The sequence below is a fragment of the Pseudomonas nitroreducens genome (assembly GCF_010994165.1).
GTDB lineage: Bacteria > Pseudomonadota > Gammaproteobacteria > Pseudomonadales > Pseudomonadaceae > Pseudomonas > Pseudomonas nitroreducens.
In genome coordinates this window covers 845,816-872,729 of the sequence record NZ_WMBX01000001.1, presented here as the reverse complement: position 1 = coordinate 872,729, position 26,914 = coordinate 845,816, and the positions used below count along the sequence as shown (strand labels likewise).

29 protein-coding genes are annotated in these 26,914 nt (G+C 65.5%); 4 read left to right on the top strand and 25 right to left on the bottom strand.

The annotated features are described in order from the left end of the window. The first annotated feature begins 210 nt into the window (after positions 1 to 210). Positions 211 to 1,413 carry a GGDEF domain-containing protein gene (locus GJV37_RS04165; protein WP_193452163.1) on the top strand — a complete coding sequence of 401 codons (1,203 nt, stop codon included), beginning with the start codon at positions 211 to 213 and terminating at the stop codon, positions 1,411 to 1,413. 109 nt (positions 1,414 to 1,522) lie between these two features. Here the strand turns inward: GJV37_RS04165 and GJV37_RS04160 are convergent, their stop codons facing one another. The 11 genes from GJV37_RS04160 to GJV37_RS04110 all read right to left on the bottom strand — a co-directional run bounded on the left by GJV37_RS04160 (position 1,523) and on the right by GJV37_RS04110 (position 9,715). Then, entirely contained in the window at positions 1,523 to 1,927 is a 405-nt protein-coding gene (locus tag GJV37_RS04160) for a hypothetical protein (protein ID WP_037013473.1), read from the bottom strand. Between the two features lie 23 nt (positions 1,928 to 1,950). After that, the gene (gene ccmI / locus GJV37_RS04155) at positions 1,951 to 3,162 is read right to left on the bottom strand and encodes a c-type cytochrome biogenesis protein CcmI (protein WP_170858326.1); all 1,212 of its coding nucleotides are present in this window, start codon (positions 3,160 to 3,162) and stop codon (positions 1,951 to 1,953) included. Continuing rightward, positions 3,159 to 3,629, bottom strand: coding sequence for a cytochrome c-type biogenesis protein (locus GJV37_RS04150; RefSeq protein WP_170858325.1), 471 nt, complete (start codon positions 3,627 to 3,629; stop codon positions 3,159 to 3,161). Before GJV37_RS04150 ends, ccmI begins: the two co-directional genes overlap by 4 nt. Beyond that, the gene (gene dsbE / locus GJV37_RS04145; RefSeq protein ID WP_024765947.1) at positions 3,626 to 4,168 is read right to left on the bottom strand and encodes a thiol:disulfide interchange protein DsbE; all 543 of its coding nucleotides are present in this window, start codon (positions 4,166 to 4,168) and stop codon (positions 3,626 to 3,628) included. Before dsbE ends, GJV37_RS04150 begins: the two co-directional genes overlap by 4 nt. A 2-nt stretch (positions 4,169 to 4,170) precedes the next feature. After that, complete coding sequence (locus GJV37_RS04140) at positions 4,171 to 6,144, bottom strand: heme lyase CcmF/NrfE family subunit (RefSeq protein ID WP_038803628.1); 1,974 nt, start codon at positions 6,142 to 6,144, stop codon at positions 4,171 to 4,173. A 2-nt stretch (positions 6,145 to 6,146) separates the two neighbouring features. Continuing rightward, positions 6,147 to 6,632, bottom strand: coding sequence for a cytochrome c maturation protein CcmE (gene ccmE / locus GJV37_RS04135; RefSeq protein WP_024765946.1), 486 nt, complete (start codon positions 6,630 to 6,632; stop codon positions 6,147 to 6,149). Next, a complete protein-coding gene (gene ccmD / locus GJV37_RS04130) occupies positions 6,629 to 6,805 on the bottom strand; it encodes a heme exporter protein CcmD (RefSeq protein ID WP_024765945.1) in 177 nt (58 codons plus the stop codon). Before ccmD ends, ccmE begins: the two co-directional genes overlap by 4 nt. Continuing rightward, the gene (locus GJV37_RS04125; RefSeq protein WP_089285719.1) at positions 6,802 to 7,548 is read right to left on the bottom strand and encodes a heme ABC transporter permease; all 747 of its coding nucleotides are present in this window, start codon (positions 7,546 to 7,548) and stop codon (positions 6,802 to 6,804) included. The genes ccmD and GJV37_RS04125 overlap by 4 nt, the downstream gene beginning before the upstream one ends. 65 nt (positions 7,549 to 7,613) lie before the next feature. Then, positions 7,614 to 8,285, bottom strand: a complete 672-nt coding sequence (ccmB, locus tag GJV37_RS04120; protein WP_037007440.1) for a heme exporter protein CcmB — start codon at positions 8,283 to 8,285, stop codon at positions 7,614 to 7,616. After that, on the bottom strand, positions 8,282 to 8,935 hold the full coding sequence (gene ccmA / locus GJV37_RS04115) for a cytochrome c biogenesis heme-transporting ATPase CcmA (RefSeq protein ID WP_170858324.1): 654 nt from the start codon (positions 8,933 to 8,935) through the stop codon (positions 8,282 to 8,284). The genes ccmB and ccmA overlap by 4 nt, the downstream gene beginning before the upstream one ends. Before the next feature lie 141 nt (positions 8,936 to 9,076). Continuing rightward, entirely contained in the window at positions 9,077 to 9,715 is a 639-nt protein-coding gene (locus tag GJV37_RS04110; protein WP_170858323.1) for a serine acetyltransferase, read from the bottom strand. 326 nt (positions 9,716 to 10,041) lie between these two features. On the opposite strand from GJV37_RS04110, the gene fliK reads away from it, so the two are divergent. Together fliK and GJV37_RS04100 are read left to right on the top strand one after the other, a co-directional pair. Beyond that, positions 10,042 to 11,652, top strand: coding sequence for a flagellar hook-length control protein FliK (gene fliK, locus GJV37_RS04105; protein WP_170858322.1), 1,611 nt, complete (start codon positions 10,042 to 10,044; stop codon positions 11,650 to 11,652). After that, positions 11,649 to 11,990: an EscU/YscU/HrcU family type III secretion system export apparatus switch protein gene (locus GJV37_RS04100; protein ID WP_024765939.1), complete on the top strand. Its 342-nt coding sequence runs from the start codon at positions 11,649 to 11,651 to the stop codon at positions 11,988 to 11,990. The genes fliK and GJV37_RS04100 overlap by 4 nt, the downstream gene beginning before the upstream one ends. Positions 11,991 to 11,996: 6 nt before the next feature. Here GJV37_RS04100 and GJV37_RS04095 read toward each other — a convergent pair whose 3' ends face one another. Then, positions 11,997 to 12,494: a hypothetical protein gene (locus tag GJV37_RS04095; protein ID WP_024765938.1), complete on the bottom strand. Its 498-nt coding sequence runs from the start codon at positions 12,492 to 12,494 to the stop codon at positions 11,997 to 11,999. A 441-nt stretch (positions 12,495 to 12,935) separates the two neighbouring features. Here GJV37_RS04095 and GJV37_RS04090 point away from each other — a divergent pair, with 441 nt between their 5' ends. Beyond that, the gene (locus GJV37_RS04090) at positions 12,936 to 14,336 is read left to right on the top strand and encodes an amino acid permease (protein WP_170858513.1); all 1,401 of its coding nucleotides are present in this window, start codon (positions 12,936 to 12,938) and stop codon (positions 14,334 to 14,336) included. A gap of 66 nt (positions 14,337 to 14,402) precedes the next feature. Here GJV37_RS04090 and GJV37_RS04085 read toward each other — a convergent pair whose 3' ends face one another. The 13 genes from GJV37_RS04085 to flhF form a co-directional block, all read right to left on the bottom strand. Next, positions 14,403 to 14,810: a DUF2802 domain-containing protein gene (locus tag GJV37_RS04085; RefSeq protein WP_170858321.1), complete on the bottom strand. Its 408-nt coding sequence runs from the start codon at positions 14,808 to 14,810 to the stop codon at positions 14,403 to 14,405. Between the two features lies 1 nt (position 14,811). Then, entirely contained in the window at positions 14,812 to 15,291 is a 480-nt protein-coding gene (locus tag GJV37_RS04080; protein WP_015476565.1) for a chemotaxis protein CheW, read from the bottom strand. A gap of 72 nt (positions 15,292 to 15,363) precedes the next feature. Next, positions 15,364 to 16,308, bottom strand: a complete 945-nt coding sequence (locus GJV37_RS04075; protein WP_170858320.1) for a CheW domain-containing protein — start codon at positions 16,306 to 16,308, stop codon at positions 15,364 to 15,366. A 97-nt stretch (positions 16,309 to 16,405) separates the two neighbouring features. After that, positions 16,406 to 17,194, bottom strand: coding sequence for a ParA family protein (locus tag GJV37_RS04070; RefSeq protein ID WP_024765935.1), 789 nt, complete (start codon positions 17,192 to 17,194; stop codon positions 16,406 to 16,408). Between the two features lie 52 nt (positions 17,195 to 17,246). Continuing rightward, positions 17,247 to 18,131 carry a flagellar motor protein MotD gene (motD, locus tag GJV37_RS04065; protein ID WP_024765934.1) on the bottom strand — a complete coding sequence of 295 codons (885 nt, stop codon included), beginning with the start codon at positions 18,129 to 18,131 and terminating at the stop codon, positions 17,247 to 17,249. A gap of 177 nt (positions 18,132 to 18,308) precedes the next feature. After that, positions 18,309 to 19,049, bottom strand: a complete 741-nt coding sequence (locus GJV37_RS04060) for a flagellar motor protein (RefSeq protein ID WP_024765933.1) — start codon at positions 19,047 to 19,049, stop codon at positions 18,309 to 18,311. Then, positions 19,049 to 20,167, bottom strand: a complete 1,119-nt coding sequence (locus tag GJV37_RS04055) for a protein-glutamate methylesterase/protein-glutamine glutaminase (RefSeq protein ID WP_170858319.1) — start codon at positions 20,165 to 20,167, stop codon at positions 19,049 to 19,051. The genes GJV37_RS04060 and GJV37_RS04055 overlap by 1 nt, the downstream gene beginning before the upstream one ends. A gap of 62 nt (positions 20,168 to 20,229) precedes the next feature. Next, positions 20,230 to 22,449, bottom strand: coding sequence for a chemotaxis protein CheA (locus GJV37_RS04050; protein ID WP_038803629.1), 2,220 nt, complete (start codon positions 22,447 to 22,449; stop codon positions 20,230 to 20,232). Between the two features lie 31 nt (positions 22,450 to 22,480). Beyond that, positions 22,481 to 23,263 carry a protein phosphatase CheZ gene (locus tag GJV37_RS04045; protein WP_024764972.1) on the bottom strand — a complete coding sequence of 261 codons (783 nt, stop codon included), beginning with the start codon at positions 23,261 to 23,263 and terminating at the stop codon, positions 22,481 to 22,483. Positions 23,264 to 23,282: 19 nt separating this feature from the next. Continuing rightward, positions 23,283 to 23,657, bottom strand: a complete 375-nt coding sequence (locus GJV37_RS04040) for a chemotaxis response regulator CheY (protein WP_085988857.1) — start codon at positions 23,655 to 23,657, stop codon at positions 23,283 to 23,285. Between the two features lie 197 nt (positions 23,658 to 23,854). Next, complete coding sequence (fliA, locus tag GJV37_RS04035) at positions 23,855 to 24,604, bottom strand: RNA polymerase sigma factor FliA (protein WP_024764971.1); 750 nt, start codon at positions 24,602 to 24,604, stop codon at positions 23,855 to 23,857. Further along, positions 24,601 to 25,428 (bottom strand): flagellar synthesis regulator FleN, encoded by an 828-nt coding sequence (fleN, locus tag GJV37_RS04030; protein ID WP_017520297.1) that lies wholly within the window; start codon positions 25,426 to 25,428, stop codon positions 24,601 to 24,603. Before fleN ends, fliA begins: the two co-directional genes overlap by 4 nt. Before the next feature lie 164 nt (positions 25,429 to 25,592). Then, on the bottom strand, positions 25,593 to 26,903 hold the full coding sequence (gene flhF, locus GJV37_RS04025; protein WP_054907290.1) for a flagellar biosynthesis GTPase FlhF: 1,311 nt from the start codon (positions 26,901 to 26,903) through the stop codon (positions 25,593 to 25,595). Between the last annotated feature and the right edge of the window lie 11 nt (positions 26,904 to 26,914).

The following is a 26,914-nucleotide window of genomic DNA, read 5'->3' as shown; positions in this document are numbered from 1 at the left end:
TTGAGCGAACCGGGTTGCGGACTATGCCCGCAGAGGGCCTATCCGACAATGTTCCAGGCCAATTCGTTGCCAGGGTCGGAAATTTATCGATAGCGGTCTGTGACTCCCTCAATGCAAGGCCAGGTCACGTCAGGCTCGATCGCCACGACAGCGTGGCAGCGGCTGACTATTCTGCAACTGCCCGACACTTTGCGCAGGAGGCCAGAGCCCGTGTCCAGGACGTTGCTCCAGCGACTGCACCACGCCATCGCGGTCAACGACGCGCTGGCGCTGCCGATCGCCCGGGAAAACCTCAGGCGGCTGTATCTGTCGGCACCGCTGGCCGTGCTGTTCGATCTGATCCACATCATCGTGTTCAAGCTCAATCTGCAAGGGGCGAGCGCGGCGCACGACGGCTGGAGGATGGACATCATCCGCGTGCATGCCACGGTCGCGGTGCTCTTCTCCCTGCTCGGGCTGCTGGCATGGCTCGCCTTACCCCCCAGGCGCAGCGCGCCGCTGTGGTACATGCAACTGCTGACCACCCTGGGCAGCGCCTTGTTGCTGGGCTTCGGCGTCGCCATAACCGGCGCAGACCAACAGGTCACCAGCAGCATCACGCCCTTCCTGATGGCCTCGGTGGCCGCCGCCCTGATCCTGCTGATGCGCCCCCGACTGGCGGTCTCTCTCTACATTCTCGCCTTCGCCGCCTTCGAACTGACGATCGGCCTGACCCAGGCTGATCCGCAGCTGCGCCTGTCCAACCAGATGGGCGGGCTGACCATCTGTGGCATCGGCGTGATCCTTTCGCTGATCCTCTGGCACGGCCATGTGCGCAACCTGCGCCAGCGCGAGTTCCTCCGCCAACAGCGGCTGGAACTGGAGGAAAAGAACCGCCAGCTGGAATACCTCGCCGGCCACGACCCGCTGACCGGGTTGTTCAACCGCCGCCAGTTCGACCAGCTGGTGAGCATGGAACTGTCCCGCGCCGCGCGCCAGCCGGCGCCCATCAGCCTGCTCATGGTGGACCTGGATCATTTCAAGTTCATCAACGACCGCTATGGCCATCCACTGGGCGATGAAGTCATCCGCCACACCGCCACGCTCCTGCGCAACTACACACGCACCGGCGACAGCGTGGCGCGCCTGGGTGGCGAGGAGTTCCTGCTGCTGTTGCCCGACACCTCGCAGCCGCAGGCGCGCACCATCGCCGAAAAGGTGCGCCGCTTGCTGGAGGAAACCCCGTTGCCGATGAAGGACGGCCTGCTCTACCTCACCGCCAGCTTCGGCATTGCCTGCCTGGAAGCGGGCGTTCCCGGCACCTACGAGGGACTTTACGCAGCAGCGGACAAGGCGATGTACAAGGCCAAGGCGAGCGGACGGAATCGGGTGGAAGTGATCGAACTGGGGACGGAGATGGGGAGGTTCGATTGAGCGCCGCCTCGGTGGAACCTGTAGGAGCGAGCTTGCTCGCGAACGAGACTCCCGGCGACACCGGCGTCAAGCGGTTCGCGAGCACGCTCGCTCCTACGAAAAGTCCGCGTTATTGCGCGTACTTGCGCGTCAGCCCCGGCGGCACGCCGCTGCTGTCGGTTTCGGTCCAGGGGCCTTGCGGGCCGACGCCCCAGTACCAGCCGTTGTCCCAGTGGTAATAGGTACGCTGGCGGTAGTAGAGGTCCTTCTGGCCCTGGATCACGTAGACGCCCAGGCTGGCATCCCAGCGCCCCTTGCCACCGGGCGGCGGGGCGAACTGGGTCGGGCGCTTGGCAGCCGGTGCGGAGCTCGGCTGCGGGGTGATCGGCGAAGACGACTGCTTGGGCGGCGGTGTCGGGGTAGTCGGATGCGCAGGCGGAGACGTCTGTTGTGGCGGCTGCTCAGGTTGCTGCGGCTGCACCACGCAACCACCCAGTACCAGCATGGCGCCCAGCGCCAGCACTCTGCCCTTCATCGCTCAACCCTCTCTTGTTCGTCTTAGTTCTGATCCGGGCTGTCGATGGTGATGCTCTGCTCGCCCGCGTTGGCAGTAGACAACGCTTCGCTGCGTCCGATCCATTCGCCGGTGATGGCATTGCCGGCACGGGAGATCCGCGCGACGAGCTGCACCTGCGGGTGCTGCGAGAGCTTGAGCTGCGGCATCATCGCGTCGGCATCACTGAGGGAAACCTCGCTGGGCAGGTCGGAGACCTTCAGGCGCTTCACCGCCAGCGGCATCGGCGGGCCGCTCACTGCGCGGGCGAAGACGAACACGCTGTCGTCCGGCTTGACCTGGCCCTTCACGGCGGCGGTGAGGTCGACCTTCACCTTCAGGGTCACGCCGGCAGTCTGCGCAGCGGCAGGCGCCTCCGGCGGGATCTCGCCCTTCTCGACCATGCGCTGGCGGGCGCGCTCGATGCCACCGGCAATGGCGCTGCGGGACGGATCGTCCTGCGGCAGCACGGCAACCAGGCGGCCCCAGTAGTCGATGGCGTCGGCGTACTTCTCGTCCTCGAAGGCGGCGATGCCGAGCAGACCGAGGGTGGTGACTTCCTGCGGGTCCTTCTTCAGGGCTTCGTCGGCCAGCTCGCGGACCTGCTGGGTCAGCGCCTTGTCACCGGCGAAATACAGCGCCTGGGCCCACTGGCCGAGCACTTCCGGCTGGCGCCCGGAGAGGCGCGCGGCCTGCTCGAAAGCCTTGGCAGCGTCGCCGGCGCGGTTCTGGGTCATGTAGGTGCGGCCGAGGAAGTACCAGCCTTCGGCGGAATCCGGCTGGGCCTGAACCGCACGCTCCAGGCGAGTGGTCATTTCTTCCATGGAATGCGGCGCGGTGGCGAATTCGCGGGCCAGGGCGACCTTGTCGCTGGCGCCCCAGTGCAGATACAGGCCCAGGGCGAGGAATGGCAGGACCAGCGCGACGATCATCGGCGCCGCACGGCCCAGGCGCGAGCGACGGTCCTCGCTGGCACCGTCGGTATCGGAGAGCAGCTCGCGGGCCGCTTCGGCGCGGCCGGCTTCGAGCTGAGCGTCGTCGAGGGTTCCGGCGTCACGCTGGGCGGTCAGCTCTGCTAGGCGTTCCTGGTACAGGGCGACGTTGAGGGCGGTGCGGTCTTCCTCGGCCTGGGCCTTGCGGCCACGCAGCAGAGGGACGAGGAGAAATGCCAGGGCTACCAGCAACAGCAGGCCGGCAGCGAGCCAGAAATCGATCATTTGTCTTGGTTATCCAGCAATTGGTCGAGACGCGCCTGCTCCTCGGCGGACAGCGTGGTGGAAGTGGCAGCGGCCGGGCGACGGCGGCGCACGACGATGGCGCCGATGACGATCACGCCCAGCCCCAGCAGCGCGGCGGGGCCGAACCAGAGCAGCCAGGTGCGCTCGCTGACTTCGGGCTTGTAGCGCACGAACTCGCCGTAGCGGTCGACCATGTAGTCGACGATCTGCTGATTGCTCTTGCCGGCCGCCATCTGGGTGTAGATCTGCTTGCGCAGGTCGGCGGCGATCGGCGCGTTGGAGTCGGCGATGTCCTGGTTCTGGCACTTGGGGCAACGCAGCTCGGTGGTCAAGTCGCGGAAACGTTCGCGCTCGGCGTCGTTGGCGAACTCGTAGGTGTCGATGGCCGCGTGGGCGATACCAGTAAGAGCCAGGCCCAGCGCTGCGGCGGCAACAAGTCGCTTCATTTGCCTAGCGCCTCGTCGACCAGCCCCTGGTAGATCGGCGCCAACTGCTCGCGCCAGACCTTCTCGTCGACGGCACCAACCAGCTTGTGGCGGATGATGCCGTCTTTGTCGATGATGTAGGTCTCCGGCGCGCCGTAGACACCCAGGTCCAGGCCGAGGGTGCCCTGTGCGTCGGCGATGTTCAGCAGGTAGGGGTTGTGCAGCTCCTTGAGCCACTTCTGCGCGGCGGCGCCGTCATCCTTGTAGTTGATGCCGTAGATCACCACGCCCTTGGCGGCGAGGTCGGTCAGCACCGGATGCTCGAAGCGGCAGGTCGGGCACCAGGTGCCCCAGACGTTGACCAGCGCCGGCTTGCCCTTGATATCGGCCTCGGTGTAGGTCTTGCCCGGCTCGGTGACGCTGGGCAGGGAGAACGCCGGGAACGGCTTGCCGATCAGCGCCGAGGGCAGCTCGCTGGGGTCCAGCCACAGACCACGGAAGAGGAATACCGCGACGACCAGGAAGATCGCCAGGGGCAACAGCAGGATCGCACGCTTCACACTCAGGCTCCCTGTCCGGCGAGGCCCAGGGCCTCGCGTACACGCGTTTTCACTTTCAGCCGGTAGCGACGGTCGAGCGCCGCCAGCACGCCGCCCAGGGCCATCAGCAGGCCACCGAGCCAGATGAAGCGCACGAAGGGCTTGATGTGCACGCGCACGGCCCAGGCGCCGCTATCCAGCGGCTCACCCAGGGCGACATAGAGGTCGCGGGTCAGGCTGCCGTGGATGCCGGCCTCGGTCATCATCGAGTTCTGCACGCTGTACAGGCGCTTCTCCGGGTGCAGCGTGGCGACTTCCGAACCATTGCGGGTCACGACGATGGTGCCCTTGTCGGAGGTGAAGTTCGGCCCTTCGAAGTGATGGGTGCCCTCGAAGCGGAACTGGTAGCCGGCCAGCTCGACCGACTCGCCCGGCGCCATGCGCAGGTCGCGCTGGGCGCTGAACTGGCTGGTGAGCACCACGCCGATGGCGCAGATGGCAATGCCGAAGTGCGCCAGTTGCATGCCCCAGTAGCTGCGGTTCAGGCCCGCGGCACCGGCGATCACGCCCTTGTGGCGGACCTTGTCGAAGAAGTCGCGCACACCGGCCAGTACCACCCACGCGGCGAGCATGAACACGGCGAGCACTTCCCAGTGCAGTTCGCCATACAGGAAGCTGCCGAGGCCACCCAGCACCACGGTGCCGATCAGCACCGGGGTGAGCATGTTGCGCAGCCAGCGGGTCGGAGTGTCCTTCCAGCGCACCAGCACACCGACCGCCAGGGCCAGCATGAGGATGGCGATCAGCGGCACGAACAGCGCGTTGAAGTAAGGCGGGCCGACCGACAGCTTGGCGCCGCTGATGGCGTCGAGCACCAGCGGGTAGAGGGTGCCCAGCAGGATCATCGAGGCGGTGACCACCAGGATCAGGTTGTTCAGCAGCAGCAGGGTCTCGCGGGACCACAGGGCGAAGCCGACCTGGCTCTTGACCACCGGCGCGCGCAGGGCGAACAGCGTCAGCGAGCCACCGACCACCACCAGCAGGAAGGCCAGGATGAACACGCCACGCTCGGGGTCCGAGGCGAAGGCGTGTACCGAGGTCAGCACGCCGGAACGGACCAGGAAGGTGCCCAGCAGGCTCAGCGAGAAGGCCGCGATGGCCAGCAGCACGGTCCAGCTCTTGAACACGCCGCGCTTCTCGGTCACCGCCAGCGAGTGGATCAGCGCGGTGCCCACCAGCCAGGGCATGAACGAGGCGTTTTCCACCGGGTCCCAGAACCACCAGCCGCCCCAACCCAGTTCGTAGTAGGCCCACCAGGAGCCCAGCACGATACCGACGCCGAGGAAGGTCCAGGCCACCAGCGTCCAGGGCCGCGACCAGCGCGCCCAGGCGGCGTCGAGGCGACCGCCGAGCAGCGCGGCAATAGCGAAGGCGAAGGCCACCGAGAAGCCCACGTAGCCCATGTAGAGCATCGGCGGGTGGATGATCAGGCCCGGGTCCTGCAACAGCGGGTTGAGGTCGTTGCCGTCCGCCGGCACCTGCGGCAGCAGGCGGCTGAAGGGGTTGGAGGTGATGATCAGGAACAGCAGGAAACCGGTGCTGATCATGCCCATCACGGCCAGCACGCGGGCCAGCATCACTTCCGGCAACTGGCGGGAGAACACCGAGACAGCGAAGGTCCAGCCGCCGAGGATCAGCGCCCAGAGCAGCAGCGAGCCTTCGTGAGCGCCCCACACGGCGCTGAACTTGTAGTACCAGGGCAGCGCGCTGTTGGAGTTGCTGGCGACGTAGGCCACCGAGAAATCATCGTGGAGGAAGGCCCAGGTCAGGCAGCCGAAGGAGAACAGCAGGAAGGCGAACTGCCCCCAGGCTGCCGGGCGCGCCAGGCTCATCCACTGGCGATCGCCGCGCCAGGCGCCGATCAGCGGGAAGAACGACATCACCAGCGCCATGCACAGCGCGAGGATCAGCGAGAGGTGGCCGAGTTCGGGGACCATCGTCAGTTGCTCCCTTGTTGCGGCGCGGCATTGCCGTTCTGGCTGGCTTCGTAGTGCTCCAGCTTGCCGCTGTCCTTGAGTGCCTTGGTGACTTCCGGCGGCATGTATTTCTCGTCGTGCTTGGCCAGCACTTCATCGGCGGTCAGCACGCCGGCCTCGTTGATCTTGCCGAGGGCGACGATGCCCTGCCCTTCACGGAACAGATCAGGAAGGATGCCGCGGTACTTCACCGTGACTTCCTTGGCGAAGTCGGTGACCACGAACTCCACGTCCAGCGAATCCGCCGAACGCTTGAGCGAGCCCTTCTCCACCATGCCGCCGGCGCGGATACGCGTGTCGTGCGGCGCTTCGCCGTTGGCGATCTGGGTCGGGGTGTAGAACAGGTTGATATTTTCCTGCAGGGCCGACAGCGCCAGGCTGACGGCGACACCGACACCGGCAACGATGGCGAGAACGATGTACAGACGCTTCTTGCGGACCGGATTCACTTGCTGGCCTCCCGGCGCAGACGACGCGCCTCTTCTTGCAGGTAACGCCGGCGCGCCACGATGGGCGAGACGACGTTGATCGCCAGGACCACCGCGCAGATGGCGTAGGCGGACCACACGTAAGGGCCATGGTGCCCCATGGCGAGGAAATCGGAGAAAGACTCGAAACTCATAGCACGCGCTCCACCTCGGCCTTCACCCAGCTCGCGCGGGCTTCGCGCTTGAGCACTTCCAGGCGCATGCGCATCAACAGCACCACGGCGAAGAAGCAGTAGAAACCGGCGACCATCATCAGCAGCGGAATCCACATCTCCGGCGGCATTGGCGGCTTTTCGGTCAGGGTGAAGGTGGCCGGCTGGTGCAGGGTGTTCCACCAGTCCACCGAGTACTTGATGATCGGGATGTTCACCACGCCGACGATCGCCAGCACGGCGCAGGCCTTGGCGGCGCTGTCGCGGTTGGTGATGGCCTGGCCCAGGGCGATGATGCCGAAATACAGGAACAGCAGGATCAGCATCGAGGTCAGGCGTGCGTCCCAGACCCACCAGGCGCCCCAGGTCGGCTTGCCCCAGATGGCCCCGGTGACCAGCGCGACGAAGGTCATCCAGGCACCGATGGGCGCGGCGCACTGCACGGCGACGTCGGCGATCTTCATTTTCCAGATCAGGCCGATGGCGCCGGCCACGGCGAGCATGACGTAGCAGGACTGGGCGAGGAACGCCGCCGGCACGTGGATATAGATGATCCGGAAGCTGTTGCCCTGCTGGTAGTCCGGCGGCGCGAAGGCCAGGCCCCAGACGGTGCCGGCAGCCATCAGCACGATTGCAGCGACGGCGAACCACGGCAGCCAGCGTCCGCTGATCTCGTAGAACCACTTGGGCGAGCCAAGTTTGTGAAACCAAGTCCAGTTCATCATCAGGCTCTGTATTTCAAAGCTCTAGTCTGCCGCCGGTGCCGCTTCCCAGCCCGGCGATCGTTCGTTCACTCGCCGACGCTGATCTTCAGCCCGGCGGCGATGGCAAAGGGCGTCAGCGTCAATGCTAACGCCGTCAGGCTGGCCAGCCACAACAGGTGCCCGGCGGTGGGCAGCCCCTGCAGCGACGCCTGAAGCGCTCCGCTGCCCAGGATCAGCACCGGAATGTAGAGCGGCAGAATCAGCAAGGCCAGCAGCAGGCCGCCACGCTTCAGCCCGACGGTGAGTGCAGCGCCCACGGCGCCCAGCAGGCTCAGTACCGGCGTACCCAGCAGCAGCGACAGCAGCAGGTCCGCCAGGCAGCGCGCCGGCAGGCCCAGCATCAGGGCGAACAGCGGCGACAGCAGCACCAGGGCCAGCCCTGAAACCAGCCAGTGTGCCAGCACTTTGGCCAGGACCAGTAGTGGCAGGGGGTGCGGCGAAAGGACCCACTGCTCCAGGGAACCATCCTCGAAATCGCTGCGGAACAGGCCGTCCAGCGACAGCAGCACCGCCAGCAATGCCGCGACCCAGACGAGGCCGGGCGAAAGGTTCTTGAGCATTTCCGATTCGGGGCCGACCGCCAGCGGGAACAGCGCGATGACGATGGCGAAGAACACCAAAGGATTAGCCAGCTCCGCCGGACGGCGGAACAGCAGGCGCGCTTCGCGGGCGAGCAGCAGGGTGAAGACGTTGCTCATCGCGCCGCCTCCCGTGCGTGCTGACCCAGGTCGAGGGCGCGATAGCCTGAAGGCATACGCTCCAGGGTGTGGTGGGTGGTCAGCACCACCAGGCCACCGCGCTCGCAATGGCCGGCGAGGTGTTCTTCGAGCTGCGCCACGCCCTGTTTGTCCAGGGCCGTGAAGGGTTCGTCGAGGATCCACAGCGACGGCGCGTCGAGGTAAAGACGCGCCAGGGCCACGCGGCGCTGCTGGCCGGCGGACAGGGTATGGCAGGGAACGTCCTCGAAACCGCGCAGGCCGACGGCCTCCAGCGCTTGCCAGATGGCATCGCGGTTGGCCGGCTGGTGCAGCGCACAGAGCCAGGCGAGATTCTCTTCGGCGGTGAGCAGGCCCTTGATGCCGGCGGCGTGGCCGATCCACAACAGCAGCCGGGCCAGCTCGTGGCGTTGCTCGGCGAGCGGCTTGCCGTTGAGCAGCACCTCACCGGCGGTGGGCTGCATCAGCCCGCTGAGCAGGCGTAGCAGGCTGGTCTTGCCGCTGCCGTTGGGGCCGACGATCTGTAGCATCTCGCCCGCGCCCAGTCGCAAATCGAGACGCTCGAACAGCATGCGCCAGTCCCGCTCGCAGGCGAGCGCCACGGTTTCGAGGAGGGGATGGTTCAAGGGCATCGGCAACCGTCGGGCAGAAAACAGTCAGTGGTGCAAAAAAGCGGCCATACCGTCCGGACCGCCAAGCGCAGCCTCGGGCGGCGCATTATACACAGCCGTTCCTAAGCCCGACGTCAGGTTTTTCGACAGCTTGTAACGCCCTCAGGCGCGGCGTCTGGCCTCTGAACCACCCGGCTCGCCCGACTGCGCCTCTTCGTCGCGGGCGTTGCGGGTGTGCATGGAGCTGATCGGTGAGCGCCCGTGCTGCTGCTTGATCAGGCTGTGGGTGTGCCGGGAGATATAGGCGTGGTCGGCCGGGATATCGCGGTTGACGAACGCCGAGGCACCGATGGTGACGTTATCGCCGATGTGCAGGCCATCGCCTACGATGCAGACATTGGCGCCAATACTCACGTTGTCACCAATGACGATGGGCTGGCTGCCATCGTTCTTCTGGCCGATGGTGGTGTTCTGGAAGATGCTGAAGTTCTTGCCGATCACCGCCTTGCGGGTAATGACGATGCCCACCAGATGCGGAATGTACAGGCCCTCACCGACCGGGATGGTCACCGGGATCTCGATACCGAAGCGCTCCGCCAGGCGATCGCCCATGCGCTCGGCGCGCTTCTGCCAAAAACGATAGGGGCTCGAATGGAGGAACTGGGCAAGACGAAACCAGAACATGTAACGGTAGCGGGAGCGCTGACGGTAGCGCCGCCACAGGCGCGACCAGCTGAAGTGGCGTTGCTCGCCGCCCAGCATCTCGATTCGCCAAAAACGCTTCAGTTCCGCAAAGGTCATTACTGCATTCCACCTGATACAGCCAGCGCTCCCTGCGGCAATGAAAACGTAATATTACGCCGATAGTGGGCCATGTCTCAAAGCAAAGCAGCCTTCCCGGTCAGGTAACAATGGCGTAAAGCCGCGAAACTGAGCGCCTTGAGAACATTTTCGAGATTTACGGCAACATTTTGCCGTCGTCTCGCTTAAGCCAGTCTTAACGCTTTGACAGCCTGCGAACTTCCTCGCCCTGTTGAGGATCGCCCATCCGGACCGCCGGTCTAAAGTGTCCACGGTCGCGGCCGATACACTGGCCGTAATCCCGTCACGCCGCCCACAGGTCCCCGATGCCGAGCGAAATTGGCGCTTCCCGTCCGCTACCGCCTACGCCGTCGCTGCGCAGCACGCAGAACGCCGCCGAGCTGACGCTCAAGCTCGCGCAAAGCCTGGGCGACCTGCTGCCGCCGGGGGACAAGGCCCATGCGGAAGTGCTGGCGGTACGCGACGGACAGGTGAATTTCCAGTTGCTACTGCGCCTGACCATGGCCAGCGGCCAGCAGGCGCTGGTGGTGGCGGAAAGCTCCCAGGCGCTGCCCAAGGGCAGCACCCTTCAGCTGTCGACTCTGAACCAGACCAGCCTCGCCGCCACCCTGCTGACCCAACCAAGCCTGGGCTCGCTGGGCCTGGGCGGCGCCAGCCAGACACCGCTGGGAAGCCTCGACCTCGACGTATTGCCGGTCGGCACGCTGATCCAGGGCAAGGTCGATGCCAGCCAGTTGGTCGCCCTCGGCAAGGCCGAACAGGTGGTTTACAAGGTCCTGGTGACGCTGCTCAACACTCCGCTGGCCGGGCGCCAGCTGAGCATCGAATCGCCCAACCCGCTACCGCTCAACAGCCTGCTCAGCGCCCGTGTGCAGGACCAGCAGGCCTTGCAGTTCCTGCCGATGAATGCCCGCCTGGAACAGCTCGACCTGAGCCTGCAACTCAGCGCCCAGCAGAGCCGCCAGGGCCCCCTGGACGGGCTGCTCAAGGCGCTGCAGGGCGCCGGCAGCAACCCGGACGTGAGCCCCGAGTTGCGTCAGTCGGTGGACAAGTTGCTCGGCGCACTGCCGGACATTCGCCAGCTCAGTGACGCCAAGGGCGTGGCCCAGGCCTTCCAGCAGAGCGGCGCGTTCCTCGAAGGGCAGATGCTGCGCGGTGTCGAAAGCCTTCCCCTGGACCTCAAGGCCAACCTGCTGCGGCTGATCGCCCAGTTGCTGCCTGCCGTGCAAGGCGGCACGGCGGCGGCCGTGCTGAACAATCTGCCGGGCAACGCCATGGCCGGTGCCAGCAATCTGGCGCAGGCCATGCCGGCCTTCGTGCGCAACGCCCTGGGTGTCATCGGCCAGACCAGCGGGCGCACACCGTCAGCGATCAGCTTTCCGCTCCCCAGCCGGCTTGCCAGTGAGCTGGAGCAGGAAGGTGATCTCGAATCGCTGCTCAAGCTCGCCGCGGCCGCGGTTTCGCGCCTGCAGACACACCAGCTGGGCAGCCTGGCGCAAAGCGACGTTCTCCCCGACGGCACGGTGGTGAATACCTGGCAGCTGGAAATCCCCCTGCGCCATCAACATCAGATGGTGCCGATCCAGGTGCGTATCCAGCAGGAAGAAAAGGACAGCCCGGCCAGCGAGCGCGAGCAGCAGACCCGCGACATGCTCTGGCGCGTCGACCTGGCATTCGACCTGGACAGCCTCGGCCCGCTGCAGGTCCAGGCCACCCTGGCCCACGGCAGCATCGGCACCCAGCTGTGGGCCGAGCGCGACACCACCGCCAACCTCATCGATGGCGAACTGGGCACCCTGCGCCAACGCCTGAGCGACGCCGGCCTGACCGTGGGCGAGCTGAGCTGCCGCCAGGGCAAGCCGCCCCAGGGGGCGCGGACGGCCGTGGAACAGCGCTGGGTGGATGAGACCGCATGAAGAAGGCCAGGAAAGCCCCACACCAGGTGATCGCGCTCAACTATGACGGGCAGAGCGCGCCGACCCTCACCGCCAAGGGTGACGACGAACTGGCGGAAACCATCCTCGCCATCGCCCGCCACCATGAGGTGCCGATCTACGAGAATGGCGAACTGGTGCGCCTGCTGGCGCGCCTGGAGCTGGGCGACGCGATTCCCGAGGCGCTCTACCGCACCATCGCCGAAATCATCGCCTTCGCCTGGTATCTCAAGGGCAAGAGCCCGCTGAACGACACACCAGGGGCGCCGCCGGACGCGATGCCCCTGTTGCTGGAAGGACCGGACTCCCGGCGCCAATGACCAGCCTCAGCTGCGACACTCGCAGCCGAGCTGGGCCGGCGGATGATCGCCTGCCGGGGCGAAATCGCAGAACTCTCGAACCGATTGACGGATTGGCTGCCGGTCCTCGCTGTGATAGAGCACCATGCCGCTGGTCACTTCGCGCAACTGCGCCAGCGACAGCGGCTTGTCCAGCACATCCAGCAGCGGTACGCGGTTGGCCCAGGCCCATTGCATCAGCCCGCGCTTTTCCTCGGCACTGTAGTGCCCGACCAGCAGGAACTGGCGGAAGGTATTGCTCTGGCTCAGCGCCTTGAGGCTCAGCAGCTCGCCGGGCCCCGGGCGGAAGTCGTCATGGATGAACAGGCTGTAGCGTTGCCGGGTGGCGAGCGCCTTGCGTACTTCATCCAGGTTCAGGCACAGGCTCAGGTGATAGAACTCCAGACGATTGAGCAGCACGCTGTAGTTCAGCAGCCGACCGGGATGCGAGCACAGCACCATGGCACGTCGGGAAATGGTCGCCATATCGATGGCCTCGGGAGAAGTTTTGACGAGGCCAATTTAGCGACGATTTGACGCCTTTCTTATCAGATAAATCCGAATCACCTGTCAGCCTCATCCCACAAAATCCTGATCAGATGGATGGTAGTCCGCCGCTATCGCCCAACATCGGCACGGAACTGCCCCCCAGCTTTCGCCATCCATGCAGTCCGGATCGGAATCTGGAACCTGTTCAACTTTGAGAGCCAGCCCGGCGACAGGTGGGCAAAAGCACATGAAGTCGCCGTCCTCTTCGGCTACACACAACCGTCAAGCTGTGCAGTGACCGGAACCGAACCGGCAGTCACCAGTGTCAATTGGACGACGGGGCGCCGGAAGGACGAGTTCTCGGTGATTCGATTGGCAAGCACCTCCATCCGTTCATACCGTCCACCGTGCGGCAAGGGAAGTCTGATTTTGAGCAAGATGAATGATCTGGCCAGCGAGGCCCCCAGCACCGAACTCAAAGGCGGCCTGAAGTCCCGCCATCTGACCATGATGTCCATCGCAGGAGTGATCGGCGCGGCGCTTTTCGTCGGCTCCGGCAAGACCATCGCCATGGCGGGGCCGGCTGCGGTACTAGCCTACCTGGGCGGCGGCATTCTGGTGGTGCTGGTCATGCGGATGCTCGGCGAAATGGCCGTCTCGCAGCCCGATACCGGATCGTTCTCCACCTACGCCGACCGCGCCATCGGACGCTGGGCCGGTTTCACAATCGGCTGGCTGTACTGGTACTTCTGGGCTCTCCTGATGGGCTGGGAGGCCTTCGTCGCCGGCACCATCCTCAACAGCTGGTTCCCGATGATTCCGGGCTGGAGCTTCGCCCTGATCGTTACGCTGGCGTTGATGCTGGTGAACTTCATGAACGTGCGCAACTACGGCGAATTCGAGTTCTGGTTCGCCCTGATCAAGGTCGTTGCCATTGTCCTATTCATCTGCATCGGCGGCCTGGCGATCGCCCACCTGTGGCCATGGGGGAACACCAGCGGATGGTCGAACCTGACCGCCGTCGGTGGCTTCATGCCCAATGGCGGGCAGGCCGTGGTGGTAGCCCTGCTAGGCGTGATGTTCGCATTCCTCGGCGCCGAGATCGTCACCGTAGCCGCAGCCGAGTCGGCCAATCCCGGCAAGGAAATCATCAAGACGACTAGATCGGTGGTCTGGCGCATCTGCCTGTTCTACATCGGCTCGATCTTCATCGTGGTGGCCCTTGTGCCCTGGAACAACCCGCACCTTGGCGATCCGACCTGGGGTTCGTATCGCGTCACCCTGGATATGCTGGGTATTCCCCACACCGGTCTGATCGTCAATTTCATCGTCCTGACCTCGGTGTGCAGCTGCTTCAACTCGGCGCTCTACACGGCCTCGCGCATGCTCTACTCGCTGTCGCGACGCGGCGATGCCCATCGCATCATGCAGATCACCGGGCGCAGCACCGGCACCCCCTACGTGGGCGTGATGATCTCCAGCATCTTCGCCCTGGTGGCGATATTCCTGTCGGCCATGCACTGGATGGACGTGTATGACGTGCTGATGCAGGCCACCGGCACCATCGCCCTGTTGGTCTACCTCGTCATTGCGTTCTCTCAGTTGCGCATGCGCCGCAAGCTGGAGGCCGAGGGCCGGGACATCCAGCTCAAGGTCTGGCTGTTCCCGTGGCTGACCTATACCGTGATCGTGTTCATCATCGGCGCCTTCATCATCATGGTCTGGGAAGGAACCTACTTCTACGAAGTCGTCTACACCCTGCTGCTGGCAACAGTCATCGTCGTCATGGGCATCGTCGCGCAGACGTTCAACATCGGCACGAAAAGTCGCAGGCACTGAGTACGGCGACAATCACCAGGCCCCACTTCCGGGGCCTGATTCATTTTCGGGCTAGATGCCCGGCACTCAGTCGCGCACCTTGCCCTGATGCAGGCGGGCGACCAGCTCGGCCTCGGCCTGGGACAGGCCGCAGCTCTGGGTCAGGTCTTCGGGGCTGGCGCCCATGCCGACCAGGCGCGCGGCCTGGCTGAAGGACAGGCTGGTGGGGTCGCGCTGCTCGATGCGCACCAGGCGCTCCGGCAGCGGCGCGACCTGTTTGGCCAGCTCGCGCAGCTCTTCGCCCATGCGGATATTGATCTGCTGGTACGACTCGATGCGCTTGCCCTGCTCTTTCAGGCGCTGCTCGAACACTGCCAGCTGCTTGGCCAGTTCGGCAGCCTGCGCCTGCTGGTCGCGCTGCCGGCCGGACAGCCAGACGCAGGCCAGCGCCAAACCGGCGCAGACGATACCGAGTACCACCAGGGCGATCAGCACCTCAGATGCTCTCCAGCTCCGACCACTCTTCCTCGGTCATCATCTTGTCCAGCTCGACCAGGATCAGCAGCTCACCGTTCTTGTTGCAGACGCCCTGGATGAACTTGGCCGATTCCTCGTTACCGACGTTCGGCGCGGTCTCGATCTCGGACTGGCGCAGGTAGACGACCTCGGCAACGCTGTCGACCAGGATGCCCACGACCTGCTTGTCGGCCTCGATGATGACGATGCGGGTGTTGTCCGAGACCGGCGCCGGGTCCAGGCCGAAACGCTGGCGGGTGTCGATCACGGTGACCACGTTGCCGCGCAGGTTGATGATGCCCAGCACGTAGCTCGGGGCACCGGGGACCGGCGCGATCTCGGTGTAGCGCAGCACTTCCTGGACCTGCATCACGTTGATGCCGTAGGTCTCGTTGTCCAGGCGGAAGGTGACCCACTGCAGAATCGGATCTTCGGCACCTTGCGCTGACGTTTTCTTCATATCCCCTCGCCTCTTCTGGTACCGCGCCGCCTGCGGCGCGATGGTTGTCTTTCAATAAGGTAGCGCCCGGCCTCAGGGCTTCAGGTGCTTGGCCGCGCCGCTGGCGATCAGTTCGGCCAGGGCCGAGACATCCAGCAGCGCGCACATCTGGTCGATCACCGTGCCGGCCAGCCACGGGCGCTGCTGGCGCTGGCTGCGCCACTTCACCTCGGACGGGTCGAGGCGAACCGAGCGGCTGACCTGGTGCACGGCCAGCCCCCACTCGTAGCCCTGCACGGAAATCACGTACTGCAGCCCCTCGCGGTAGTCGTCGCGGTAGCGCTCGGGCATCACCCAGCGCGCGGTGTCGAGCACCTTGAGGTTGCCGTTCTGCCCCGGCAGGATGCCAAGGAACCAGTCCGGCTGGCCGAACAGCGGGGTCAGGTCGTGCCCCGCCAGCGGATAGATCGAGCCCAGGCAGACCAGCGGCACTGCCAGGGTCAGGCCGGCGACGTCGAACAGCAGGCACTCGAACGGCTCGGCAGCCCATACCGGACGACCATCGTCGAGCAGCTTCAGCGGCGCAGCGGGCATCTCGGCACTGCCGGGCTGGTGCAGGTCGATGACCTGGCCGATCTGCGCAGGCGGCTCGTCGGCGATCGGCGCCTCGATGACCGGGGCGACCGGTTCGGGCAGCCGAGCCTCGATGACCCTGGGTTCAGCAACTGGCGCTCGGGCGACGCCGCTCAGGCGCGCATCACGAACCTGCTCTTCGAGCACGGCCGCTTCGAATTCGTCGAGGCTGACGCTGGTTTCCGGCGCCTGCATCACCGCTGCCTGAGGTTCGGCGGTGAGTGGCTCCACCGGCTCGCTGACCACCAATGCCACCGCGGCGACCGGAACCGGTGCAACGGGTGCGGCAACGGGCTGCGCCAGCGGCTCCACGGCGAAGTCTTCGAAAGTGGCCTCCTGCAGCAGCGCGTCCAGGTAGGACTGCAGCGCGAGCTGGGGGCGAGTGGCGGTAGCGGAACGACTCATGATGGATAACCGCGCAAGGTAACTGTCCAGCCTATCGGCAGCGGATGCGCAGGACTTGAACGCATCCGTCGGATTCTTCTGTGGGTGCCAGCCATGCTCAGGCTACCTGGCTCGCCGGCACATGGGCCAGCAGATGCTTGAGCAACGCACGGTAGGCGATCACGCCCCGGCTGTTGCTGTCGTTGCGCGACGGCACCATGCCCAGGCGGCTGGCGTCGCGCAGCTTGGTATCCACCGGGATGAAGGCTTGCCACAGCGTGTCCGGGTAGGTATCGCGCAATACCCGCAGGGTGCCCAGGGACGCCTGGGTACGGCGGTCGAACAGGGTCGGCACGATGGTGAACGGCAGCGCCTGCTTGCGCGAGCGGTTGACCATCTTCAGGGTGTTGACCATGCGCTCCAGGCCCTTGAGGGCGAGGAACTCGGTCTGCACCGGGATCACCAGGTGCTGGCTGGCCGCCATGGCGTTGACCATCAGCACACCCAGCAGCGGCGGGCTGTCGATGATCGCGTAGTCGAATTCGTTCCACAGTTGCGCCAGGCTCTTGGCGATCACCAGGCCCAGGCCGTTCTGCCCCGGCGATTGGCGCTCCAGGGTGGCCAGCGCGGTGCTCGATGGCAGCAGACGGATGTTCTCGTGGCTGGTGGGCAGCAGCAGTGACTCGGGCAGTCCCTCGGGCACGTTGCCCTGGTGCAGGAACAGGTCGAAAACGCTGTGCTCCAGGCTGTCCGGGTCATGGCCGAAATAGCTGGTCATCGAGCCGTGGGGGTCCAGGTCGACGATCAGCACGCGCTTGCCGGCATCCGCCAGCAGGCCCGCCAAGGCGATGGAGGAAGTGGTCTTGCCGACGCCACCTTTCTGGTTGGCTACCGCCCAGACTTTCATAGTGCGCGCTCCCCGGTGGCACAGCATCGGCTCAGGATCGTAGTCATGGTTCTCATTGCCCTGTGGCCGATGACGAAGAATTGACGGCACCACTGGCGGGCGCCTCACTGGCAAGCACTGGTGCAGGTTGCGTGCCAGCATGCCGCAAGGCCGGATCGGGCTGTGCCTTGCCGCTACCGACACCGCTGATGCTGCGGCGCACCTCCAGGTTGCGGGAGATCACCAGCACCACCCGGCGGTTGCGTGCGCGACCATCCGCCGTGGCATTGTCCGCCACTGGCTGGAATTCGCCATAGCCCACCGCTGCCAGCCGACCGGCGTCGAGGCCGTCCTGGGCGAGCATGCGGACGATGCTGGCGGCACGGGCCGCGGACAACTCCCAGTTGGTCGGGTACTGCGAATTATGGATCGGCACGTTGTCGGTGAAGCCTTCGACATGCACCGGATTGCGGTAAGGCGCCAGAATCCTGGCGACCTTCTCGATGATGGCGAAGGCAGCGTCATTGGGGATCGCGTCGCCGCTGGGGAACAGCAGGCTGGAATTGAGGGTGATCTCGATCCAGAACTCGTTGCCGCGCACCGACAGCTGTTCGCTGGAGATCAGGTCGCCGAACGCCTGGCGCACGCTGTCGCTGATCTGCTGCAGGGTATCGGGGCTGCCCTGGGCCTGCCCCTCGTCCTGCGGCTCGGTGATCGACTGGTCCGGCTGCTGGGTCCGCGGGCGCTCCTCGCCGACAGGAATCGGGCGGATCGAACGATCCGGCTGGTTGAACACACCGGTCAGGGTTTCCGAGAGGATCTTGTACTTGCCTTCGTTGATCGAGGAGATCGAGTACATCACCACGAAGAAGGCGAACAGCAGGGTGATGAAGTCCGCGTAGGACACCAGCCAGCGTTCGTGATTCTCGTGTTCCTCGTGGCGTCTGCGGCGAGGCATGTCAGTGGCCTGCGCGATCGATTGACGAGATCAGCGTTGGATGCCAGGGGCTTCCAGACAGGGCGGCGAGACGAGCCATAGTTACTCTATGGCGAGGAGCGCCAACGCAGTATGGGAGACTCTGGCGCCGAAGATGGCTTGGCGAATCGGTCAAGCAGGCCACTTTGTCCCTCCCCCTCAGCCGACGAAGCCTTGCAGCTTCAGCTCGATGGAGCGCGGGTTCTCGCCTTCGGCGATGGACAGCAGGCCCTCCATCAACATTTCGCGGTAACACGACTGGCGCAGCACGATGCTCTTGAGCTTGTTGCCGATGGGCAGCAGCAGGAGGTTGGCCAGGCCGACGCCATAGATGGTGGCGACGAAGGCCACGGCAATGCCGTTGCCCAACTGGCTGGGGTCGGCGAGGTTGCCCATCACGTGGATCAGGCCCATCACCGCGCCAATGATGCCGATGGTCGGCGAATAGCCGCCCATGGCTTCAAATACTTTGGCCGCCGCGAGGTCGCGGCTTTCCTGGTTGTACAGGTCGACTTCGAGGATGCTGCGGATGGCCTCGGGCTCGGTGCCGTCCACCAGCAGTTGCAAGCCCTTGCGCGCATAGGGGTCACGCTCGGCGTCGGCGACGGTTTCCAGGCCCAGCAGGCCTTCCTTGCGCGCCGTCATGCTCCAGCCGACCACCTGGTTGATGCCGCCGACCAGGTCCACCTTGGGCGGCAGGACCATCCAGCGCAGCATGGTCAGCGCCCGCTTGAGCACTGCCACCGGGGTCTGCAGCAGCGCGGCGGCCAGGGTGCCGCCGACCACGATCAGCGCCGCCGGGCCGTTGGCCAGGGCACCGACGTGCCCGCCCTCGAGGAAGTTGCCACCGATGATGGCAACCAGCGCGAGGATCAGGCCGACCAGGCTGAGGACATCCATCAGCCGCAGGCCTCGGTCAGGTGGCGACCGATGTCGTCCAGGCTGTACACCGCATCGGCCAGGCCGGCCTTGGCGATCGCCATGGGCATGCCGTAGATCACGCAGCTGGCCTCATCCTGCGCCCAGACCTGGGCGCCGCCCTGCTTGAGCATGCGCGCACCTTCGCGGCCGTCGGCGCCCATGCCGGTGAGAACCACCGCCAACACCTTGTCGCCATAGGCCTTGGACGCGGAACCGAAGGTCACGTCGACACAGGGCTTGTAGTTCAGGCGCTCGTCGCCGGGGAGAATGCGGATAGCGCCGCGAGCGTCGACCATCATCTGCTTGCCGCCGGGAGCCAGCAACGCCACGCCGGGACGCAGTATGTCGCCATCCTCGGCTTCCTTGACGGTGATCTTGCACAGCTTGTCCAGGCGCTCGGCGAAGGCCTTGGTGAAGGCCGCCGGCATGTGCTGGATCAGCACCAGCGGCGCGGGGAAGTTGGCAGGCAGCTGGGTCAGGACCCGCTGCAGCGCCACCGGCCCACCGGTGGACGTACCGATGGCTACCAGCCGGTAGGGCTTACGCTTTGGGGCGACGGAAGTCGTCGGCGCCGGAGTCGCTGGCGCATGGCTGCTGCCCGAGGAAGCGGGAGCGGCATGGCGCGCGGCGCTGCTGGCCGCCGGTGCTGCTGAAGTCGGCGTGCTGGAGGAATAGGACGAGTACGCGGCAAAGCGGCGATTGCTCTTGGCGATGGTGTGGACCTTCTCGCACAGCAACTGGCGGACCTTGTCCGGGTTGCGCGAGATGTCCTCGAAGTTCTTCGGCAGGTAATCGACGGCGCCGGCGTCCAGCGCATCCAGGGTCACCCGCGCACCCTCGTGGGTCAGCGAGGAGAACATCAGGACCGGCGTCGGGCAGCGCTGCATGATGGTCCGTACGGCGGTGATGCCATCCATCAGCGGCATCTCGTAGTCCATGGTGATCACGTCGGGCTTGAGCGCCAGCGCCTGATCGATCGCCTCGCGGCCGTTGGTCGCCGTGCCGACCACCTGGATCTGCGGATCAGCCGAAAGAATCTCCGAGACGCGGCGGCGGAAGAACCCCGAATCGTCCACCACCAGGACTTTGACAGCCATAGACACTCCTGAAAAAAACTTCTTCCATCACGGGCGCGGGCCTCGCGGCCCGCGCACGGCGGTCAGATACGACGGGCGTAGCGCTTGAGCATGCTCGGCACGTCGAGGATCAGCGCGATGCGCCCGTCCCCGGTGATGGTCGCTCCGGCCATGCCCGGCGTGCCTTGCAGCATCTTGCCCAGCGGCTTGATCACCACCTCTTCCTGGCCCACCAGTTGGTCGACCACGAAGCCGATGCGCTGGGTGCCCACGGAGAGGATCACCACGTGGCCCTCGCCCGGCTCGTCATGCTGCGCGCCCGGCACCAGCCAGCGCTTGAGGTAGAACAACGGCAGGGCCTTGTCGCGGACGATCACCACTTCCTGGCCGTCGACCACGTTGGTGTTCGACAGGTCGAGGTGGAAGATCTCGTTGACGTTGACCAGCGGGAAGGCGAAGGCCTGGTTGCCCAGCATCACCATCAGGGTCGGCATGATCGCCAGGGTCAGCGGGACCTTGATGACGATCTTCGAGCCCTGGCCCTTGGTCGAGTAGATGTTGATGATCCCGTTGAGCTGGGAAATCTTGGTCTTCACCACGTCCATGCCGACACCGCGGCCGGAGACGTCGGAAATCTCGGTCTTGGTCGAGAAGCCCGGCGCGAAGATCAGGTTGTAGCAGTCGGACTCGGACAGGCGATCGGCCGCGTCCTTGTCCAGCAGGCCCTTCTCCACCGCCTTGGCGCGCAGCACGTCCGGGTCCATGCCTTTGCCGTCGTCGGAGATCGACAGCAGGATGTGGTCGCCTTCCTGCTCGGCGGACAGCACCACCTTGCCCGAGCGCGACTTGCCGGCGGCTTCGCGCTCGTCCGGGCCTTCGATGCCGTGGTCGACCGCGTTGCGCACCAGGTGCACCAGCGGGTCGGCCAGGGCTTCGACCAGGTTCTTGTCCAGGTCGGTTTCTTCGCCGATCAGCTCGAGGTTGATCTCTTTCTTCAGGTTGCGCGCCAGGTCGCGGACCTGCCGCGGGAAGCGGCCGAAGACCTTTTTGATCGGCTGCATGCGGGTCTTCATGACCGACGACTGCAGGTCGGCGGTGACCACGTCGAGGTTGGAGACGGCCTTGGCCATCGCCTCGTCGCCGCTGTTCAGGCCCAGGCGCACCAGGCGGTTACGCACCAGCACCAGTTCGCCGACCATGTTCATGATCTCGTCCAGGCGGGCGGTGTCCACGCGCACGGTGGTTTCCGCTTCGTTGGCCGGCTTCTCTGCGGCGGCGGCCGTGCTGGGCTTGGCCGCGGCAGGCTTGGCGGCAGCAGCCGGTGCGGGCGCGGCGGCGGGCTTGGGCGCCGGCGCAGCAGGCTGGGCAGCCGGCTTGGCGGCCGCAACCGGCTCTTCCTTCGCGCCGGTGAACTGGCCCTTGCCGTGCAGCTCGTCGAGCAGCTTCTCGAATTCGTCGTCGGTGATGTTGTCGTCGCCGGAGGCCGCCGGAGCTTCCTCGGCCCTGGCCGCGGCAGCAGCCTCGACGGGAGCGGCGGCTTCTTCCTTCGCGCCGGTGAACTGGCCTTTGCCGTGCAACTGGTCGAGCAGCGCTTCGAACTCATCGTCGCTGATCTCGTCACCGCCACTGGCGGCCGGAGCCTCGGCCAGCGGAGCCGGGGCGGACTTGGCGGCTTCCTTGGCGCCGGCACTGAACTGGCCCTTGCCGTGCAACTGGTCGAGGAGTGCTTCGAATTCGTCGTCGGTGATGTCGTCGCCACCCGCGCCAACCGGTGCGGCAGGCGCATCAGCGGTGGGCTCGAGGGCATCCATCAGTTGCTCGAACTCGGCGTCGGTGATGTCGCCGTAAGCGGCTGGAGCTTCTTCCGCCACTGGCTCGGCCACGGCCGGAGCAGGAGCTTCGGCCGGGGCGGCGTTCGGATCGGCCAGGCGCGACAGGGCAGCGAGCAGCTCGGGCGTCGCCGGAGTCGGCTCCTGCGCGTCACGCACCTGCTGGAACATGACGTTGACGGTATCCAGCGCCTGCAGCATCACGTCCATCAGCTCGGCATCCACGCGGCGTTCGCCCTTGCGCAGCATGTCGAACACGTTTTCGGCGATGTGGCAGCACTCCACCAGCGCGTTCAGCTGGAGGAAGCCGGCACCACCCTTGACGGTGTGGAACCCACGGAAGATGGCATTGAGCAGGTCCATGTCTTCCGGGCGGCTTTCCAGCTCGACCAGTTGCTCGGACAGTAGCTCGAGAATCTCGCCGGCCTCCACCAGGAAGTCCTGGAGGATTTCGTCATCGGCGTCGAAGCTCATTCGGTGCTCCCTCTACAGCGTCAGGCGACGCTTAAAAACCAAGGCTGGACAACAGGTCGTCGACATCGTCCTGACCGGACACGACGTCCTTTCTTGTATCGGCAGCAATCTGCGGACCTTCACCCTTGGACGATCTTTCTTTTTCCACCGCGTCGCGCATGCCGTCGTGGTCATGCTCGATACCGGCGTAGCGATCGACCTGACCCGCCATCCAGACCAGCTTGACCAGGTTCGACTCGACCTCGGTCACCAGCTTGGTGACGCGCTTGATCACCTGCCCGGTGAGGTCCTGGAAGTCCTGCGCCAGCAGGATGTCGTTCAGGTGGGCGGAGAGCTTGCGGCTGTCCTGGGCGCTGATGTAGAGGAACTGCTCGACGCGCTTGGCCAGGTCGCGGAAGGCGTCGGCGCCCAGCTCGCGGCGCATGAAGCGCGACCAGTCTTCCTGCAGCTCCTTGGCCTGGGTCTCGATGTGCATGACCACCGGAGTGCACTCCTCCACCAGGTCCATGGTGCGATTGGCCGCTTTCTCGGTCATCGTCACCACGTAGGACAGGCGGTCGGTCGCGTCGGCGATCTGCGACATCTCCTCGGCGTGCCGGGAGTTGGGATCGATCTGGAAGTTGACGATGGCGTTGTGCAGCTCGCGGGTGAGCTTGCCGACCTCCTGGTAGAGGCCTCGGTCGCGCGCCTGGTTAAGCTCGGAGATCAGTTGCACGGCGGTCTGAACGTCGCCGCGTTCGAGGCAGTCGACCAATTCGCGCGCGTGTTTTTTCAGGGTCGACTCGAAGTCACCCGCGGATTCGTTGAAATCCATGACGCCCTCTATGCCGGCCTTAGCTGCCGACCCGCTCGAAAATCTTCTCGATCTTTTCTTTCAGCACCTGAGCGGTGAAAGGCTTGACCACATAGCCGTTGACCCCGGCCTGGGCCGCTTCGATGATCTGGTCGCGCTTGGCTTCGGCGGTGACCATCAGCACCGGCAGGTGCTTGAGGCGCTCGTCGGCGCGGACCGCACGAAGCAGGTCGATGCCGGTCATGCCGGGCATGTTCCAGTCGGTCACGAGGAAATCGAAGTTGCCGCTGTGCAGCATCGGCAGCGCAGTGGTGCCGTCGTCGGCTTCTGCGGTGTTGGTGAACCCCAGGTCTCGCAGGAGGTTCTTGATGATGCGCCTCATCGTGGAAAAGTCGTCCACGATGAGAATTTTCATGTTCTTGTCCAAACCTGCCTCCATCGATACCAAACGCGCCCTGGCGGGCGTGCCGTCAATTCATTGAGCGCCGTGCGCTCTTTGGGGTGGATGCGTCAAAGGAACGTCACCCAAAAATTCGTAAGCCTATAACTTGCCTAAGGAAATTCCTTTCAGGCTTTCCGCTCAGAACAAGCAGCCGCGAAACTACCCGATGCTCAGCGCGCGCGCCACTCCGCCAGTCGCGAGCGCAGGCGCGCGGCGCACTGGCTGTGCAACTGGCTGACGCGGGACTCGCTGACGCCCAGTACTTCGCCGATCTCCTTGAGGTTGAGTTCCTCGTCGTAGTACAGCGCCAGCACCAGCCGCTCGCGCTCGGGCAGCTTGGTGATGGCGTCGGCCAGCGCCGCCTGGAAGCGTTCGTCTTCCAGGCCGTGGGACGGCTCGTTGTCGTGGTGGGATGCGTCTTCGGCAAGGCCACCGCCCTGTTCACCGTCCTGCAACATGTCATCGAAGCTGTACAGCCGGCTGCCCTGGGTGTCGCTGAGGATGCCGTAATAATCTTCGAGGCTCATATTGAGTTCGGCAGCAACCTCCTGATCTTTAGCGTCGCGTCCGGTGCGCGCCTCGACGGCGCGGATGGCGTCGCTGACCATACGGGTGTTGCGGTGCACCGAACGGGGCGCCCAATCGCCCTTGCGCACCTCGTCGAGCATGGCGCCACGGATACGGATGCCGGCGTAGGTCTCGAAGCTCGCGCCCTTGCCCGCGTCGTACTTCTTCGCTGCCTCCAGCAGGCCGATCATCCCGGCCTGCATCAGGTCTTCCACCTGCACGCTGGCCGGCAGGCGGCCCAGCAGGTGGTAGGCGATGCGCTTCACCAGTGGTGCGTGTTTCTGGATCAGCAGTTCCTGGGAGTTGTGCGCCTGTGCCTTGCTGTACATACGCGCTCCGGAGGCCGCGGTCATACGGCCGAACCCGTGGGATGTTGCACCAGGCGCTCGACGAAGAACTCCAGGTGCCCTCGTGGGTTGGCCGGCAGCGGCCAGCTGTCGACCTTCTGCGCCACCGCCCGGAAGGCCAGGGAAGCCTTGCTGCGCGGGAACGCCTCATACACCGAACGCTGCTTCTGCACCGCCTTGCGCACCGACTCGTCGTAGGGGATGGCGCCGACGTACTGCAGCGCCACGTCGAGGAAACGGTCGGTGACCTTGGTCAGCTTGGCGAACAGGTTGCGGCCCTCCTGGGGGCTGTGCGCCATGTTCGCCAGCACGCGGAAACGGGTCATGCCGTAGTCGCGGTTGAGCAGCTTGATCAAAGCATAGGCATCGGTGATGGACGTGGGTTCATCGCAGACGACCAGCAGCACTTCCTGGGCCGCGCGAACGAAGCTCACCACCGAGTCGCCGATGCCGGCGGCGGTGTCCACCACCAGCACGTCGATGTTGTCGCTGATGTCGCTGAAAGCCTGGATCAGGCCGGCATGCTGCATCGGCGTGAGGTGCACCATGCTCTGGGTGCCCGAGGCCGCCGGGACGATGCGGATGCCGCCGGGCCCCTGGAGGATCACGTCGCGCAGGTCGCATTCGCCTTCGATCACGTCGGCCAGCGTGCGCTTGGGCGACAGGCCCAGCAGCACGTCGACGTTGGCCAGGCCAAGGTCGGCGTCCAGCAGCATGACGCGGCGACCAAGATCGGCCAGCGCCAGCGACAGATTCACCGACACGTTGGTCTTGCCCACGCCACCCTTGCCACCGGTGACTGCGATTACCTGAACGGGATGCATGCCCATATCAATACCTTGTCTCGTCGTTCGACCGTCACGCTTCTGGCGTTCCGGCTAATCCGGCTGCGGTGCTCCACCGCTTCCGGTGCTCGCGGATCATCTTGCAGAGCATCCGCATCGCTTGGGCGGCCCAACCGGCCGCCCCACGCCCCACCCGGGGCTCACAATCCTCAGCTGGCGCGACGCACCGGCTGCTGGTAAAGGCCGGCGAACATGTCGGCCATGGCGTCCTCGCTGGGCTCTTCCGGCGACTGCAGGCTCACCGCACGGCTGACCAGTTGGTGCGCGCGTGCCACATGCAGGTCATCCGGGATCTTCGGCCCGTCAGCCAGATAGGCTACCGGGAGATGCTGGCTGATAGCCAGAGCCAGAGCTTCGCCGAGGCTTCCCGCTTCGTCCAGCTTGGTCAGGATGCACCCGGCCAGCCCACAGGAACGATAGTTCTGCCAGGCGGACTTGAGCACCTGGCTCTGGCTGGTCGCGGCCAGCACGAGGTAATTCTTCACGTTCAGGCTCAGCGACGACAGCGCTTCGAGCTGCATGCGCAGCGCCGGATCGTTGGCCGGCAGGCCGGCGGTATCGATCAGCACCAGACGCTTGCGCGCCAGCGGCGCCATGGCCTGGATCAGCGACTGGCCAGGATCGACCAGGGTCACCGGCACATTGAGGATACGGCCCAGGGTCTTGATCTGCTCCTGGGCGCCGATGCGGAAGCTGTCCATGGACACCAGGGCAATGCTCTGCGCGCCGTACTTGAGTACGTAGCGGGCAGCCAGCTTGGCCAGGGTGGTGGTCTTGCCCATGCCGGCCGGGCCGACCAGGGCGATCACGCCGCCCTGCTCCAGCAGGTCGGTTTCCGGGGTGTTGATCGAGCGCGCCAGGTGCGCCAGCAGCATGCGCCAGGCCTGCTTCGGATCGGCGATGGAGGCTACGCGCTCCAGCAGGCTGCGCGACAGGTCGGCCGGCAGGCCCATGCGCTGCAGGCGACGCCACAGGTTGGCCTGCTTCGGGCGCTGGTTCTGCAGCTGGTTCCAGGCGATGGAGCCCAGTTGCACTTCAATCAGTTCACGCAGGCCGTTGAGCTCGAAGCGCATGGCTTCCAGCGCCTGCTGGCCGGCGGCAGCCGGCGTCGGGGCGGCCGGCGCGGCCATGGCTTCGGCCAGGGTCTCGGCAGCACTGCGGCGCGGCGCTTCGGTGCCGTACATTTGACGGTCCTTGCGCACGCCATCGGTTGCGCGGGCCGGGGCCGACAGGTCCGCCTTGGCCTGGGCGATCTTCGCCTGGGTCTTGCGCAGCTCGGCTTCCAGCGCCGGGTTCGGCTTGCTGGCGGCCACCGGTGCCTGGTAATCCAGCGCGGCGGTCAGCTCCACGCCGCCGGCGACACGGCGGTTGCCGATGATCGAGGCATCCGGGCCCAGCTCGTCACGGACCAGTTTCATGGCCTGACGCATATCGGCGGCGAAGAAGCGTTTTACCTGCATGGCCTAGGACC

Excerpts from the sequence above, each read along its gene's own strand:
- GJV37_RS04160 (WP_037013473.1), bottom strand. The coding sequence starts at position 1,927 with ATGAAGGGCAGAGTGCTGGCGCTGGGCGCCATGCTGGTACTGGGTGGT.
- ccmI (WP_170858326.1), bottom strand. The coding sequence starts at position 3,162 with ATGATCGATTTCTGGCTCGCTGCCGGCCTGCTGTTGCTGGTAGCCCTG.
- GJV37_RS04150 (WP_170858325.1), bottom strand. The coding sequence starts at position 3,629 with ATGAAGCGACTTGTTGCCGCCGCAGCGCTGGGCCTGGCTCTTACTGGT.
- GJV37_RS04140 (WP_038803628.1), bottom strand. The coding sequence starts at position 6,144 with ATGGTCCCCGAACTCGGCCACCTCTCGCTGATCCTCGCGCTGTGCATG.
- ccmD (WP_024765945.1), bottom strand. The coding sequence starts at position 6,805 with ATGAGTTTCGAGTCTTTCTCCGATTTCCTCGCCATGGGGCACCATGGC.
- GJV37_RS04125 (WP_089285719.1), bottom strand. The coding sequence starts at position 7,548 with ATGATGAACTGGACTTGGTTTCACAAACTTGGCTCGCCCAAGTGGTTC.
- ccmB (WP_037007440.1), bottom strand. The coding sequence starts at position 8,285 with ATGAGCAACGTCTTCACCCTGCTGCTCGCCCGCGAAGCGCGCCTGCTG.
- ccmA (WP_170858324.1), bottom strand. The coding sequence starts at position 8,935 with ATGCCCTTGAACCATCCCCTCCTCGAAACCGTGGCGCTCGCCTGCGAG.
- GJV37_RS04110 (WP_170858323.1), bottom strand. The coding sequence starts at position 9,715 with ATGACCTTTGCGGAACTGAAGCGTTTTTGGCGAATCGAGATGCTGGGC.
- fliK (WP_170858322.1), top strand. The coding sequence starts at position 10,042 with ATGCCGAGCGAAATTGGCGCTTCCCGTCCGCTACCGCCTACGCCGTCG.
- GJV37_RS04100 (WP_024765939.1), top strand. The coding sequence starts at position 11,649 with ATGAAGAAGGCCAGGAAAGCCCCACACCAGGTGATCGCGCTCAACTAT.
- GJV37_RS04095 (WP_024765938.1), bottom strand. The coding sequence starts at position 12,494 with ATGGCGACCATTTCCCGACGTGCCATGGTGCTGTGCTCGCATCCCGGT.
- GJV37_RS04090 (WP_170858513.1), top strand. The coding sequence starts at position 12,936 with ATGAATGATCTGGCCAGCGAGGCCCCCAGCACCGAACTCAAAGGCGGC.
- GJV37_RS04080 (WP_015476565.1), bottom strand. The coding sequence starts at position 15,291 with ATGAAGAAAACGTCAGCGCAAGGTGCCGAAGATCCGATTCTGCAGTGG.
- GJV37_RS04075 (WP_170858320.1), bottom strand. The coding sequence starts at position 16,308 with ATGAGTCGTTCCGCTACCGCCACTCGCCCCCAGCTCGCGCTGCAGTCC.
- GJV37_RS04070 (WP_024765935.1), bottom strand. The coding sequence starts at position 17,194 with ATGAAAGTCTGGGCGGTAGCCAACCAGAAAGGTGGCGTCGGCAAGACC.
- motD (WP_024765934.1), bottom strand. The coding sequence starts at position 18,131 with ATGCCTCGCCGCAGACGCCACGAGGAACACGAGAATCACGAACGCTGG.
- GJV37_RS04060 (WP_024765933.1), bottom strand. The coding sequence starts at position 19,049 with ATGGATGTCCTCAGCCTGGTCGGCCTGATCCTCGCGCTGGTTGCCATC.
- GJV37_RS04055 (WP_170858319.1), bottom strand. The coding sequence starts at position 20,167 with ATGGCTGTCAAAGTCCTGGTGGTGGACGATTCGGGGTTCTTCCGCCGC.
- GJV37_RS04050 (WP_038803629.1), bottom strand. The coding sequence starts at position 22,449 with ATGAGCTTCGACGCCGATGACGAAATCCTCCAGGACTTCCTGGTGGAG.
- GJV37_RS04045 (WP_024764972.1), bottom strand. The coding sequence starts at position 23,263 with ATGGATTTCAACGAATCCGCGGGTGACTTCGAGTCGACCCTGAAAAAA.
- GJV37_RS04040 (WP_085988857.1), bottom strand. The coding sequence starts at position 23,657 with ATGAAAATTCTCATCGTGGACGACTTTTCCACGATGAGGCGCATCATC.
- fliA (WP_024764971.1), bottom strand. The coding sequence starts at position 24,604 with ATGACCGCGGCCTCCGGAGCGCGTATGTACAGCAAGGCACAGGCGCAC.
- fleN (WP_017520297.1), bottom strand. The coding sequence starts at position 25,428 with ATGGGCATGCATCCCGTTCAGGTAATCGCAGTCACCGGTGGCAAGGGT.
- flhF (WP_054907290.1), bottom strand. The coding sequence starts at position 26,903 with ATGCAGGTAAAACGCTTCTTCGCCGCCGATATGCGTCAGGCCATGAAA.